Source organism: Pseudarthrobacter sp. YAF2, from assembly GCF_052113345.1.
Classification (GTDB): Bacteria; Actinomycetota; Actinomycetes; order Actinomycetales; family Micrococcaceae; genus Arthrobacter.
Genome location: NZ_JBFRDA010000028.1, coordinates 22,205 through 34,361 on the forward strand (window position 1 = coordinate 22,205; position 12,157 = coordinate 34,361).

General features: G+C 66.5%; 16 protein-coding genes. 11 read left to right on the top strand and 5 right to left on the bottom strand.

Going from position 1 to position 12,157, the window contains the following annotated elements:
- The first annotated feature begins 117 nt into the window (after window positions 1-117).
- The 6 genes from AB4Y79_RS20810 to AB4Y79_RS20835 are packed head-to-tail and all read left to right on the top strand — an operon-like array spanning window position 118 to window position 6,080.
- Window positions 118-1,206, top strand: a complete 1,089-nt coding sequence (locus AB4Y79_RS20810; RefSeq protein ID WP_441865968.1) for an iron-siderophore ABC transporter substrate-binding protein — start codon at window positions 118-120, stop codon at window positions 1,204-1,206.
- Window positions 1,207-1,216: 10 nt separating this feature from the next.
- Entirely contained in the window at window positions 1,217-2,299 is a 1,083-nt protein-coding gene (locus tag AB4Y79_RS20815; protein WP_441865970.1) for a FecCD family ABC transporter permease, read from the top strand.
- Window positions 2,300-2,340: 41 nt separating this feature from the next.
- Window positions 2,341-3,312: a FecCD family ABC transporter permease gene (locus AB4Y79_RS20820; protein ID WP_441865995.1), complete on the top strand. Its 972-nt coding sequence runs from the start codon at window positions 2,341-2,343 to the stop codon at window positions 3,310-3,312.
- A gap of 1 nt (window position 3,313) precedes the next feature.
- Window positions 3,314-4,129, top strand: coding sequence for an ABC transporter ATP-binding protein (locus AB4Y79_RS20825; protein ID WP_441865972.1), 816 nt, complete (start codon window positions 3,314-3,316; stop codon window positions 4,127-4,129).
- Entirely contained in the window at window positions 4,126-5,178 is a 1,053-nt protein-coding gene (locus AB4Y79_RS20830; protein WP_441865974.1) for a siderophore-interacting protein, read from the top strand. Before AB4Y79_RS20825 ends, AB4Y79_RS20830 begins: the two co-directional genes overlap by 4 nt.
- Before the next feature lie 59 nt (window positions 5,179-5,237).
- A complete protein-coding gene (locus AB4Y79_RS20835) occupies window positions 5,238-6,080 on the top strand; it encodes an SGNH/GDSL hydrolase family protein (RefSeq protein ID WP_441865976.1) in 843 nt (280 codons plus the stop codon).
- Here AB4Y79_RS20835 and AB4Y79_RS20840 read toward each other — a convergent pair.
- Window positions 6,077-6,382, bottom strand: coding sequence for a YciI family protein (locus tag AB4Y79_RS20840; RefSeq protein ID WP_441865978.1), 306 nt, complete (start codon window positions 6,380-6,382; stop codon window positions 6,077-6,079). The two genes, AB4Y79_RS20835 and AB4Y79_RS20840, sit on opposite strands and share 4 nt — an antisense overlap.
- A gap of 59 nt (window positions 6,383-6,441) precedes the next feature.
- On the opposite strand from AB4Y79_RS20840, the gene AB4Y79_RS20845 reads away from it, so the two are divergent.
- Window positions 6,442-6,927: a MarR family winged helix-turn-helix transcriptional regulator gene (locus tag AB4Y79_RS20845; RefSeq protein ID WP_441865980.1), complete on the top strand. Its 486-nt coding sequence runs from the start codon at window positions 6,442-6,444 to the stop codon at window positions 6,925-6,927.
- Between the two features lie 56 nt (window positions 6,928-6,983).
- Entirely contained in the window at window positions 6,984-7,745 is a 762-nt protein-coding gene (locus tag AB4Y79_RS20850) for an SGNH/GDSL hydrolase family protein (protein WP_441865982.1), read from the top strand.
- A gap of 23 nt (window positions 7,746-7,768) precedes the next feature.
- On the opposite strand, the gene AB4Y79_RS20855 is transcribed toward AB4Y79_RS20850, so the two are convergent.
- From AB4Y79_RS20855 to AB4Y79_RS20865, 3 genes are read right to left on the bottom strand one after another with little or no spacing between them, the layout of a single operon-like run.
- Window positions 7,769-8,518, bottom strand: coding sequence for an FAD:protein FMN transferase (locus AB4Y79_RS20855; RefSeq protein WP_441865984.1), 750 nt, complete (start codon window positions 8,516-8,518; stop codon window positions 7,769-7,771).
- 55 nt (window positions 8,519-8,573) lie between these two features.
- Window positions 8,574-9,083: an FMN-binding protein gene (locus AB4Y79_RS20860; RefSeq protein WP_441865986.1), complete on the bottom strand. Its 510-nt coding sequence runs from the start codon at window positions 9,081-9,083 to the stop codon at window positions 8,574-8,576.
- Window positions 9,080-10,552 carry a ferredoxin reductase family protein gene (locus tag AB4Y79_RS20865; RefSeq protein WP_441865988.1) on the bottom strand — a complete coding sequence of 491 codons (1,473 nt, stop codon included), beginning with the start codon at window positions 10,550-10,552 and terminating at the stop codon, window positions 9,080-9,082. The genes AB4Y79_RS20860 and AB4Y79_RS20865 overlap by 4 nt, the downstream gene beginning before the upstream one ends.
- A gap of 313 nt (window positions 10,553-10,865) precedes the next feature.
- Here AB4Y79_RS20865 and rpmB point away from each other — a divergent pair, with 313 nt between their 5' ends.
- Genes rpmB through rpsN form a run of 3 tightly spaced genes read left to right on the top strand, consistent with a single transcriptional unit; the run spans window position 10,866 to window position 11,577 of the window.
- Complete coding sequence (gene rpmB / locus AB4Y79_RS20870; RefSeq protein ID WP_018763944.1) at window positions 10,866-11,102, top strand: 50S ribosomal protein L28; 237 nt, start codon at window positions 10,866-10,868, stop codon at window positions 11,100-11,102.
- Window positions 11,102-11,269, top strand: a complete 168-nt coding sequence (gene rpmG, locus AB4Y79_RS20875) for a 50S ribosomal protein L33 (protein WP_013602737.1) — start codon at window positions 11,102-11,104, stop codon at window positions 11,267-11,269. The genes rpmB and rpmG overlap by 1 nt, the downstream gene beginning before the upstream one ends.
- 2 nt (window positions 11,270-11,271) lie before the next feature.
- The gene (gene rpsN, locus AB4Y79_RS20880) at window positions 11,272-11,577 is read left to right on the top strand and encodes a 30S ribosomal protein S14 (protein ID WP_015938870.1); all 306 of its coding nucleotides are present in this window, start codon (window positions 11,272-11,274) and stop codon (window positions 11,575-11,577) included.
- Between the two features lie 268 nt (window positions 11,578-11,845).
- On the opposite strand, the gene AB4Y79_RS20885 is transcribed toward rpsN, so the two are convergent.
- Window positions 11,846-12,157 (bottom strand): hypothetical protein (locus tag AB4Y79_RS20885; RefSeq protein WP_441865991.1); only part of this gene is annotated, 312 nt, incomplete at its 5' end.

Below are 12,157 nucleotides of genomic sequence, written 5' to 3' on the forward strand. Positions count from 1 at the left end.
GTGCCTGGATGTGTTGTTGATCACCCACTTTGGATTAGGTGACAAAATTGTTGCGTAATGATGATTTACATAGGTTAGCCTTACTTAAGTTTTCATCCGCCCCCTTGAAGGAGCCTCGTGACGTCCCCCCTTTTCCCAGGTCCCCTCCCCAGCCGCCGGACCTTGTTTTCCTCCGCCGGCAAAGCAGCAGCCGTTGTGGCAGCAGCCGCGCTCACGCTCTCGGCCTGCTCCACGGGCCCCGCTTCCTCCGTTGCCGACGCCGGCAGCTCCAGCAGCAGCGCAGCGTTCCCGGTGACCATCGAGCACGTGTTCGGCAGTACCACCATTGAGAAGCAGCCCGCCCGGGTGGCCACCGTTTCGTGGGTGAACGACGACGTCGCCATAGCCCTGGGCGTGGTGCCGGTGGGCGTCCCCAAGAACGACTGGGGCGGCAACAGCAAGGGCTCCACCCCGTGGAAGGATGCCGCCCTGGAACAGCTGGGCGCCGGATTCGGCTCCGACAAGGCGCCGGTCCAGTACTCGGAAGCGGACGGCATCAACTTCACCGAGATCGCCAAGCTCAGCCCCGACGTCATCCTCGCCGCCTACTCGGGCCTCACCGAGGAGGACTACAAGAAGCTCAGCGAGATCGCCCCCGTGGTGGCCCACCCCCAGGTGGCGTACGGAACCTCCTGGCAGGACTCAACCACCATCATCGGCAAAGCCCTGGGCAAGGAAGCGCAGGCCGCAAAACTGGTGGCTGACACCGAAGCCAGCGTCAAGGACAAGGTGGCCAAGTACCCGCAGATCGCCGGCAAGAGCTTCATCTACGGCAACCTCGAGCCCGCCAAGGGTGACGGCGTGAACGTCTACACGGCCAACGACAACCGCCCCCGCTTCCTCACCGAAATCGGCATGACCCTGGCCCCGGTGGTGGCGGACAACTCCAAGGGCTCCAAAGAGTTCTACATTCCGTGGTCCGCGGAAAAGGCGAACGAGCTGGCCTCGGACATCTTCGTCACCTGGGTCCCGGATGCCTCCACCACAGACGCCATCAAGGCCGATCCGCTCCTCGGCCAGATTCCGGCCATCAAGAACGGCGCCCTGGTTGCCGATTCGGACAACACCCTGACCCTTTCCATCTCGGCATCCTCGCCGCTGAGCCTGCCGTGGTCCCTGGACACGTTCCTGCCACAGCTCGCCGCCGCAGCGGATGCGATGAAGTAGGTCCAGCGCCATGAGTACGACGACAGCACGTCCCGCCACGGAGCCCGGCACCCAGGTGCCGGCCCGGGCGGCGGCTGCCCTCCTCCGCGGTGACGCCCCGGGAAGGAAGCGGGCCGCCTGGCTGGCCGCCGCCGTCGTCGTGCTGGTGCTCATGGCCGGGGCATCGCTGGCCGTCGGGGCCAGGGATATTCCGCTCGGCACGGTGTGGCAGGCGCTGGCCGCCTTCGACCCCGCGAACGGCGACCATGCCGTGGTCCAGGCACGAATTCCGCGGACCATCCTTGGCCTGCTGGCCGGTGGCGCCCTGGGCCTGGCCGGCGCGGCAATGCAGGGCGTTGCCCGCAATCCGCTGGCCGATCCCGGCATCATCGGGATCAATGCCGGTGCAGCCCTCGCCGTGGTGACCGGCATCTACATTTTCGGCGTGACCGGCTTCTCCGGGTACATCTGGTTCGCCTTCATCGGGGCCGCAACCGCCGCCGTCGTGGTGTACCTCATCGCCTCGCTGGGCAGGGAAGGCGCCACGCCGGTCAAGCTCGCGCTGGCGGGTGCTGCGCTGAGCGCCGGGCTGTCCTCGCTCACGAACGTCATCCTGGTCGCCAGCCAGGACACCCTGGACAGGTTCCGGTTCTGGCAGGTCGGCGGCATCGCCGGCCGGGATTGGGCCGTGCTGCTGCCCGGCTTGCCCTTCCTGGCGGCAGGCGCGCTCATTGTGCTCCTGAGCGGCAGGATCCTCAACAACCTGGCCCTTGGCGACGACACCGCCCGCGGGCTCGGGCAGCGTGTTGGCCCCGCCCGCGCCGTGACCGCCCTGGGAATCGTCCTGCTGTGCGGCACCGCCACCGCGCTGGCCGGCCCTATAAGCTTCGTCGGCCTGGTGGTTCCCCACGCCGTCCGTTTCCTCACCGGCCCGGATTACCGCTGGATCCTGCCCCTCTCCCTGGTGGCCGCTCCGGCGCTGCTGCTCGGGGCGGACATCATCGGACGGGTGGTGCTGCTCCCGGGCGAGGTCCCGGCCGGCATCATGACCGCCCTCGTGGGCGCGCCGGTCTTCGTGTGGCTGATCCGCCGCGGAAAGGGAGCCGGGCTGTGAGGGTCCGCCGGACTGCCGTGCTGGCCGCCGCCGTGGTGGTGATGTTTTTCGTGTCCGTCCTGCTGGGAAGCTACACGGTCACCATCCCGGACTTCTTCACGATCGTCACAAACCAGCTGACCGGCGGCCCTAAAATCCCGGGCGCCAGCTTCATCGTGATGGAGAACAAGCTTCCGCATGCCGTCATCGGAACCATGATCGGTGTTGCCTTCGGACTGGCCGGTGCCCTGTTCCAGACGATGCTCCGCAACCCGCTGGCCAGCCCCGACGTTATTGGGATCAGCTCCGGGGCCAGTGCCGCGGCGGTGGTTGCGATCGTTGTTTTCGGGGCGTCCGGTGCCACGGTGTCCGGGGCGGCGCTGGCGGGTGCGCTCGCCGTGGCCGTCCTCATTTATGCGATCTCCAGCGGCGGGACCTCCCGCGGCCGGGGGAACGCCGCCGGGAACCGCCTTGTCCTGGCCGGGGTGGGCATCGCCGCCGCCCTGCAGGCAGTGGTCAGTTTCCTGATGACCCGCGCCGACATCCGCACCGCCGCCGACGCCCTGGTCTGGCTGAACGGCTCGCTCAACTCCGCAAACTGGGACCGCGCCGGCGTCCTGTTCCTGGCGCTCGCGGTCATGGTCCCCGCCGTCGTGTTCATCGCCGGGCCGTTGCGCATCCTGGAGCTGGGAGATGACACCGCCGCCGGACTGGGACTCCGCGTCGCCGGCACCCGTCTGGCCCTGGTAGTCATCGCGGTATCGCTGGCGGCGGTGGCGACGGCGGCTGCCGGGCCGGTCGCCTTCGTCGCCTTCCTGGCCGGGCCCATCGCCCGACGATTCACCGGCAACCCCGGCCTGCCGGCGTCGGCCTTGGTGGGTGCCCTGATTGTCCTCGCGGCGGACTACTTCGCCGCCAACCTTGCCCCGCTGCTGCTGGATGGAACCGTCCTGCCGGTGGGAGTGGTCACCGGCGCGCTCGGCGCCCCGTTCCTGCTGTGGCTCCTGGTCACGGCCAACCGAAAGGACGCCTGACGTGCCCGTTCTGAACGCCCAGGACCTGACGCTGAAATACGACCAACGCTGCGTGGTGGACCGGCTCAGCATCCGGATTCCCGAAGGCAAGGTGACCATGATCGTCGGTGCGAACGCCTGCGGAAAGTCCACCCTGCTGCGCGGCCTGTCCCGGCTCCTCAAACCCGCGTCCGGAGCCGTGACCCTCGACGGCAAGGACATCCACGCGCGGCCGGCCCGGGAATTGGCCCGCACCCTTGGCCTGCTTCCCCAGCATCCCGCCGCCCCGGACGGAATCACGGTCCGGGACCTGGTGGGCCGCGGCCGCTACCCGTACCAGGGCTTGTTCCGCAGCTGGAGCGACAACGATGAGAGCGCCGTGCAGCGCGCGCTGCAAGCCACCGGGACGCTGGAACTCGCCGGCCGTGAGGTGGATGAGCTGTCCGGCGGCCAGCGGCAGCGGGCCTGGATCGCCATGGCGCTGGCGCAGGAAACGGACGTGCTGCTGTTGGACGAACCCACCACGTACCTTGACCTTGCCCACCAGGTGGAGGTTTTGGACCTCGTGACGGACCTGAACCGGACGCGCGGCACCACCGTGGCCATCGTCCTGCACGATCTCAATCTCGCCGCACGCTACGCGGACCACGTCATCGCCATGAAGGGCGGCGCCGTAACCGCCGCGGGCGCCCCCGGCGACGTGGTCACCGAAGGCCTGGTCCGCGATGTCTTCGGCCTGGAGAGCCGAGTGATCCCTGATCCCGTCTCCGGTACCCCGCTCATCATTCCCATCGGCCGCCACCACGCCACAGCCAACGAACTGGAGCCCGTCTCATGAAGACCCGCGAAACCGCCGCCACCCAGCCGATGAGCGTGGCCTTCGACGTCAGTGTCACCTCGGTCCGCGACCTCAGCCCCAACTTCCGCAGGATCACCTTCGGCGGGTACTCGCTGCGAGGTTTCGGCGTCCACGGGGACACGCTTGACCTCCGGATCAAACTGCTGATTCCCTCCCTTGCCGCCGACGGAACGGAACTGCCGCTTCCGGCGTTCAACACCAGCCAGGCGGGCTGGTACCGGGACTGGCTGGCCATGGACCCGCACGTCCGCGGCGCCATGCGCACCTACACGGTCCGGGAGGCCCGGCTGGACGCGGTGTACCCGGAGATCGATGTTGACTTCGCCCTGCACGGCGATCACCGCGGGCAGCCGCACGAAGCCTCCGGGCCGGCCGCGAACTGGGCCGTGAACGCCAAACCGGGCGACGCCCTCACCATCATCGGGCCCAACAACCGCGCCGCCCACTGCGTCACCGCGGAGACCTATTCCGGCATCGAATGGCGGCCCGGACTGGCCCAGCGCATCCTGCTCGCCGGTGACGAAACCGCCGTTCCCGCCATCTCAGCGATCCTGGAAACCCTTCCGCCTTATATGAGCGGGCACGCTTTCCTGGAGGTCCAGCAGGCTGCGGACTTCCTGGAGCTCAGCTCCCCGGCGGACATCGAGATCACCTGGCTGGCCCGGGGTGCCGCCATCGGCAGGTCCAGGCCGCACGGCCAGTTGCTGCAGGAGGCCGTTCGCAAGGCCGTCCCCATGCCGGGCTGGGTAGGCATCACAGCGGACGACGGCGGCGCCGGGCCGGAGCCCGAAGACGTCAACGTTGACGTGGACATCCTCTGGGAAACGCCCGCCCGGATGGAAACCGCCGGTATCGCCGCCGCCAGGAATCCGCAGCTCCCCGCCGGCGCCATGCCCTTCTACGCCTGGATCGCCGGTGAAGCGGCCACCATCCGGGACCTGCGCCGGTACCTTGTCCGCGAGGTGGGCATAGACCGGAAGCAGGTGGCCTTCATGGGGTACTGGCGGCAGGGCAAAGCCGAGGGGTAGGCACTCACTGTTCACCCCGGCGTCGTCCGGGCTTTTCCTTGCCCCGGTACGTTGGGTCGGTGGTGCCTGAATCCTTGCTTCCTGACTCGGGGCGGCGGGTTTTTGTTGCCCTTGGGGACTCCTTCACCGAAGGCGTGGGGGACCGGGACGAGCGGCTGCCGAACGGGGTCCGCGGGTGGGCCGACCGGGTGGCCGAGAAACTGGCCAAGGCGCAGCCCGGCTGGAAGTACGCCAACCTGGCCATCAGGAGCAAACGGCTGCGTCACATCATCGACGAGCAGCTGGAACCTGCGCTTCGGATGCGGCCCACGCTGATCACGCTATACGCCGGCGGCAATGACATCCTGGACCTGAAGACGGACATGGTGGCGCTGATGGCGGACTACGACCAATTCGTCGCCAAACTGGCCGGCACCGGGGCCACGGTGGTCCTGTTCACCGGGTTCGACGTCAAGGTTTCGGCGTTGCTGGAGCCACTGAAGAAGCGCAACACCTACTACAACCAGCGGGTGCGGGACATCGCGGCGAAGCACGGTGCCCTGCTGGTGGATTACTGGTGCCTGGACGCTTTCCATGACCGCCGGATGTGGGACTCGGACCGGCTTCACATGTCCAAGGCCGGGCACAAATACCTGGCCGGGCAGGTGCTGGACCAGTTGGGCGTACAGCACAAAATCAAGCGCAAGGACTGGGAACCGCCGGTCCGGCTGAGCCTGCGCGAATGGGAGCAGCAGCAGCGGCGCTGGGTCCACGACTGGGTCCTGCCGCTGTTCGGCCGCAAACTCCGCGGCGTCACGCTGGGAGACACGCTCACCCCGCGCTGGCCCGAGCCGGTGAAGGTGCCACGCAAGGGTTTGAAGAAGCTTGCGTCGGAAACGCCCGACGGCGGCGCCGCGCCTTAGCCGGTTTGTGCGGGCGGGCTGTCCAGCAGGTTTTCATACCCTGGCGCCACCCGGCCGGCATGGAACTCCAGCACCTCGAAATCGGCCACCCCGTTGGAGTAGAACGGGTCAAGCGCCAGGCTGGCGTCGAGGGTGGCGCGCTCGGCCTGCGACAACAACAACCCGCCGGTCCGGGGAATCTTGCGGCCCGCGGCGATGAACACGCCGTCGTCGAACGCCTTCTGCAGCCAGGCCATGTGGGCTTCGTTGTGGAAGTCGACGATGTCCTGGGGCACGCGGTAGGTGAGGGAGACAACATACATGTGCCAAGCCTACCGGCGCCGGAACAAGCTACTTGAAGGATCAATCGTAGAATGGCTTCATGACCGAACCCCGATGGCTCAACGCAGATGAACGCCGTGCCTGGCTGGCGCTGGTGAGCATCAACACCCTTCTGCCTGCGGCCCTTGACACCAGGCTGCACACCGCGGGGAAGCTGTCCCTCTTCGACTACACCGTGCTGGCCATGCTCTCCGAAGCCGAGGACCGGTTCCTGCCCATGAGCGAGCTTGCCGCCCGCAGCAGCGCTTCCCTGTCCCGGCTGTCGCATGTGGTGACGAAGCTGCAGAAGCGTGGCTGGGTGGAACGCCGGCCGCACCCCCATGACGCAAGGGTGACCACCGCCCACCTCACCGAGGACGGCATGTCCACGATCGTTGGGCTGGCGCCCCGCCACGTCGAGGACGTCCGTGACCTCTTCCTCGATGCCCTGACCGAACAGGACGTCCTGGACCTGGCGCGGATCGGCGAAAAAGTGGTTGGGCGGCTGGACACGGACCACTGGATCCTGCGCGAAACCAAGGGCTGAGCCGGGAAGATCCCGGGCGATTGGTTGCTTCCGGCAACGGGTGGCAAACTTACCGCATGGATTTCACTTCCCGGTTCGTGGCCCTGGGCGATTCTTTTACTGAAGGCGTTGGAGACGACGACCCCGCACGCCCCAACGGTGTCCGCGGCTGGGCCGACCGCGTGGCCGAGCAACTCTGCGCCGCCGATCCCGGCTTCGGCTACGCCAACCTCGCCATCCGCGGCAGGAAGCTCCGCCAGATCCTCGCCGAGCAGGTGGACGCCGCCGTCGAACTCAAGCCCACCCTGGTGAGCATCTACGCGGGCGCCAATGACATCCTTCGCCCGCGCGTGGACATCGACGAACTGCTGGTGGAGTACAACGACGCCGTCGGCAGGCTGGCTGCCACCGGAGCCACCGTGGTGATGTTCACCGGTTTCGACGCCCGGGGTTCGAAGGTTTTCGGCACTATGCGCGGCCGGACCGCAATCTACAACGAGCTGGTCCGCGGCATTGCGGGGGACCACGGCGCGCTGCTGGTGGATTACTGGCGCTTCAGCGAGTACTACGACTGGGGCATGTGGGCCCACGACCGGATGCACATGTCCGCTGCGGGCCACGCCAACATGGCCAAGCGCGTGCTCGAGGTCCTCAAATATGACCACTCCATCGATGTCCCGCCCATGACGCCGGTCCCTGAACTCAGCGGCAGGGATGCGCTCCGCGCCAATGCCCAATGGTTCCGGGAGTATGCGGCCCCGTGGGTGGTGCGCCGCGTTACCGGCAAGTCATCCGGGGACAACCTGCGGCCCAAGTACGCGCAGCTCACGCGCCTCTGACCGGCAGTTTCCTGCCGCCGGCCTCAGGCGTACTGGAACGCCGGAGTCGCCAGCATCGAACCGTCGGCGCGGATCGCCAGTACCGCAACATCCCAGTTGTCAGTGGCCAGGTTCAGCGTCGGCGTTCCGCCGGAAACGATTGCCGTGGCCAGCACATCCGCGGTGACGATGTCCGCCGCGGCCACGGTGACCTGGACGAACCCGTTCCCGCCGCCCAGCCGCCAGATGTGCTCGCCCCGCTCCGCGGAGCCTGAGGTTGCAAGCGCTGTGTGCTGCCCGGCCGCCCCGAGTGCATACCCGGTGACCAGGGTGCGGCGGTCCGCCGGATCCACAATCCCTGCCTTCCACGGCTCGGTGCCGCCGGGCCGGGGCGAGCCGCTGACCAGGACGTCCCCGCCGGCGTTGAGGCACCAGTCGCGGCGGCCCAACGCCAGGAGGGAGGTTCCGGCCTCGCGAATCGCGTGGCCCTTGATGATGCCGGAAAGGTCCAGGACACCGTCCGGCCTCTCGGGCGTAAAGGCGCCCTCCGTGCGCAGCCGCCATTCATGCGCCTCGGCGTACCGTTCCCGCATTCGGACCGAGGCGGTCCGCAGCGTCAGTTCGCCGCGGGCCAGCCGGCTCGCCTCGGAATCGGGGCGGTACAGGCTGAAGGTTTCGTCGAGGTCCCGGAAGAGGCGTTCGACGACGGCGGTGGCGGCAGCGAGCTCGTCAAGCCGTGGCTGCCCTTCCGCGTCGATGCCAACAGGCATGGTCAGGCTGATGACAGTGCCCATGCACTCAAAGGTGCGGGCTTTCAGGGCCGGGGTGCCAGTTTCCGCCGGCACGGGGCTAGAGGTGCGCTGCATCGATGGCTGCCTGGAGTGAGGTGAGGTAGGCGCCGCTGGTGATGGTGGCGCCGCTGATGGTCTTGATGCTGGCCGACTGGGCAGCCAGCGCCTCGCTGCGGAGCAGGGGTGCCGCACGGTTGCTGATCTGGATCGACTTGCCGTCGGTGTTGGTCAGCTGGAGGGCAGTGACGTCCGTGATCTTGCCGTTCGCCACCGTGATCTGGACCTGCACGGGACCGAACCTGGTCTGGACGGCGGTTCCCTTGTAGGTGCCGGAGGCGGTTGAACCCGAGGACCCGGAAGTGCTGGAGGACCCTGTGGTGCTGGAGGAGCCTGTTGCGCCGGAGGAACCCGTCCCGGATGATCCGGTGCCGGTGGCACCCGTGGTGCCTGTCGCCGTCGTGCCCGTTGCAACGGTGCTGATGCCTGATACCTGCGTGCCTGCCTGCCAGCCCGCCAGGAGAATCCCGGCGGAGGCGAAGGCGGCAGCTGCAATTCCGCGTATTTTCACCAGTCAAACCTTTCGTGATGGATCTGGTCCTCGGGGACGCCGGCGTTCGCGGCATCCGCTATGACGTTGGCTGCCCAGGTGGCCGGGCCGCAGACGTACACGTCGGCGTCCGCAATGTCCGGGACGTAGGAGGTGAGGCTGTAGCCGTTGCGCACAGCGTCCTCGGGAAGCCAGGGGGAGCGGCCATGGGAGCGCCGCCCGGTGAGGTGGAAGAGCCTGACCCCGCGTTCCTGGCAGAGCTCCAGGATTTCGCTGCTGAGGTAGAGGTCCTGCTCCGTGTGGCCGCGGAGCAGCAGGCTCGCCTCCCCGGGGCCGAACGGTGTGGTTTCCAGCAGTGCGCGCAGCGGAGTGATGCCGATGCCGGCCCCGATCATGACCACTTTGTTCTTGGTGCGGGCGGCGGTGCTGAGCAGGCCATACGGGCCCTCCAGCGCCACCTTGGTGCCTTTCCGCAGCCGGAGGAGGCGGGCTGATCCGTCGCCGAGGTTGCGTACGGTGATCCGCATGGTCCCCTGGCCGTCGGGGCCATTGAAGACGGGTTCGGCGGACAGGCTGAACGGGTGCGGATGCCACCACATTCCCGGTGCCAGGAACCGCCAGATGAAGAAGCGCCCGCCGGTCCCTGCCAGCTGGTCCAGCTGCCGGCCCCGCATGACGATGTTCACCACGCCTGGCGCCACGGCCTCAACCCGGGCCACGGTGAGCTGGTGCCTCAGGGTGGCCAGCACCGGTTCCAGGATGCGGAAGTACACCAGGGCGGTGCCGGTGGAGATGCAGATGGCCAGCCAGTACCAGCGCTGCCAGGTACCTTCGGCGAACAACCCGCCGACGCTGAACTGGTGCGGGATTGAGGTGGCGACGGCGGCGTACGTCAGGAGGTGCACCACGTACCAGAACTCGTACGGAAAGCGGCGCCGGACGGCCACCAGGGACGTCACCACGACGGCGATAAACAGTGCCATGGACACGAAGGCCAGCCACATATCGGGCACCTGCACCCACAAGTTGATGGACTCGGTGATGGGATCAAGCCCCTCCGCCATGCCATACCCGATGGCGATCAGCACGCCGTGGGCCAGGAGCAGATAGAGGGAGGGTTTGCCCAGCTTGCCGTGGAACTCCAGTGCGCGGTCATGGCCGATGGTCCGGTCAATGAACGGGATCCTCGCCGCCAGGAGCAGCATGAGCAGGACCAGGTCCATGCCCGCCAGTCCGGCGACGATCCCGCCTGCGGTGAACAGCCCGGCGGGCGAGGTGATGTTCGAAGCCCCGCCGTCCGCCAGCCACAGCGCGATTGCCGCGGCAACGGATGCCCAGGCGATGACGGTCAGGAGGTCCGTTCGCAGCATGCGCTGCCTGTGCTGGCGGGTGAACCAGCTGCGGATGGGCCTCGTGGTGGACTGGGAAGGACGCCCCGGACGGCCGGAGCTGCTTGCGGCCGGTGTTGTCGGCAGGAGCTGCGTGTTCATGCCTCCAAGATTGCTTTGGGAAGCTATGTCCCTGCTGTGAAAAGGGGCAACCGGCAGCTGTGACCTTTCGTTCCTGCGGCTGCCCTTATACACCCGATTGGTCTTTAATTGCGTCAACTCGTAGACTTGGTAGGCGCTAAGTGCGCGGAGCGTGCGCAATTGCTCCGGTTGCCCCTGTAATTTTCGGGTGGCCGGTAGTTAGGGGCTCAAGTTGCGTGACTAACCGTTGCCCTTCCTTATTTTGGGTCGCCCTTAGCAGCATGGTCCAGCAGAAGATATGCGGATCATTACTTTCAATTCTTGAGGAGAAGTCATGGCAGCACACTGCCAAGTGACCGGGGCCGAGCCGGGCTTTGGGCACAGCATTTCGCACTCGCACCGTCGCAACAAGCGCCGGTTCGATCCGAACATTCAGAAGAAGCGCTACTGGGTTCCGTCCCTGCGCCGTAACGTCACGCTGCAGGTCTCTGCACGTGGCATCAAGACCATCGACGTGCGCGGCATCGACGCAGTCGTCGCCGACATTCTTGCTCGTGGGGTGAAGCTCTAGTGGCTAAGGACAAGGACGTACGTCCGATCATCAAGCTCAAGTCGACCGCGGGCACCGGTTACACCTACGTAACCCGCAAGAACCGTCGTAACGACCCTGACCGCATGGTCCTGAAGAAGTACGACCCCAAGATCCGCCAGCACGTCGAATTCCGAGAGGAGCGCTAAACATGGCTAAGAAGTCCAAGATTGCTCGCAACGAGCAGCGCAAGGTCATCGTTGAGCGTTACGCTGCCAAGCGCCTCGAGCTGAAGAAGACCCTGGTTGACGAGAACGCAACCGACGAAGCACGCGAAGCAGCCCGCCTGGGCCTGCAGAAGCTGCCCCGCAACGCGTCCCCGATCCGTCTGCGTAACCGCGACATCATCGACGGCCGCCCCCGCGGTACCTTCCAGAAGTTCGGCATCTCCCGTGTTCGCTTCCGCGACATGGCTCACCGCGGTGAGCTCCCGGGCATCACCAAGTCTTCCTGGTAATCCAGCCACGCTGATACCAGCTGCTTGAGAAGGGCCGGCAACCTCACGGTTGCCGGCCCTTCTGCGTTTAAGCCGGCCCGCCCCGTTGATTGAGCTTGCCGCCCCGGTGATTGAGCTTGTCGAAATCTGTGCGGCAGCACACACGGACCGTTTACTGCGGCGCCAAGGCAGTTCGGTCCCTTCCTGCCCGCTGTTGCCCCGGAATCCCGGGGTTTTCATGCCCTGCGGGGACGGGTTTGCGGTCGGTCCCGACTGCGTGTATTGTTTTCTAAGTCGCCGCGGGGGAGACAGCGAAGAGCTGGTAACCGCGGGCGGCCAAACCCCCAAAATACAGACTGAAATCTGGTTGCTCTTTAGGGCGCTGGAAATTGGCGGGGGAGATCTTCCCGCTGATGGAAATCCTGGATATGGATTTGCGTCGGAGTCGAAGATCGGGTAAGTTTGGAAAGTTGCTCCGGAGCGATCTGCGGCCCTGGTGGGTTGTGGTGGTGCTGGGTGTGTCTGTTGTTTGAGAACTCAATAGTGTGCCAAGTTTGTTGATACCAATTGTTTTATTGATTGGTTGTTTTGGCTGGATTGT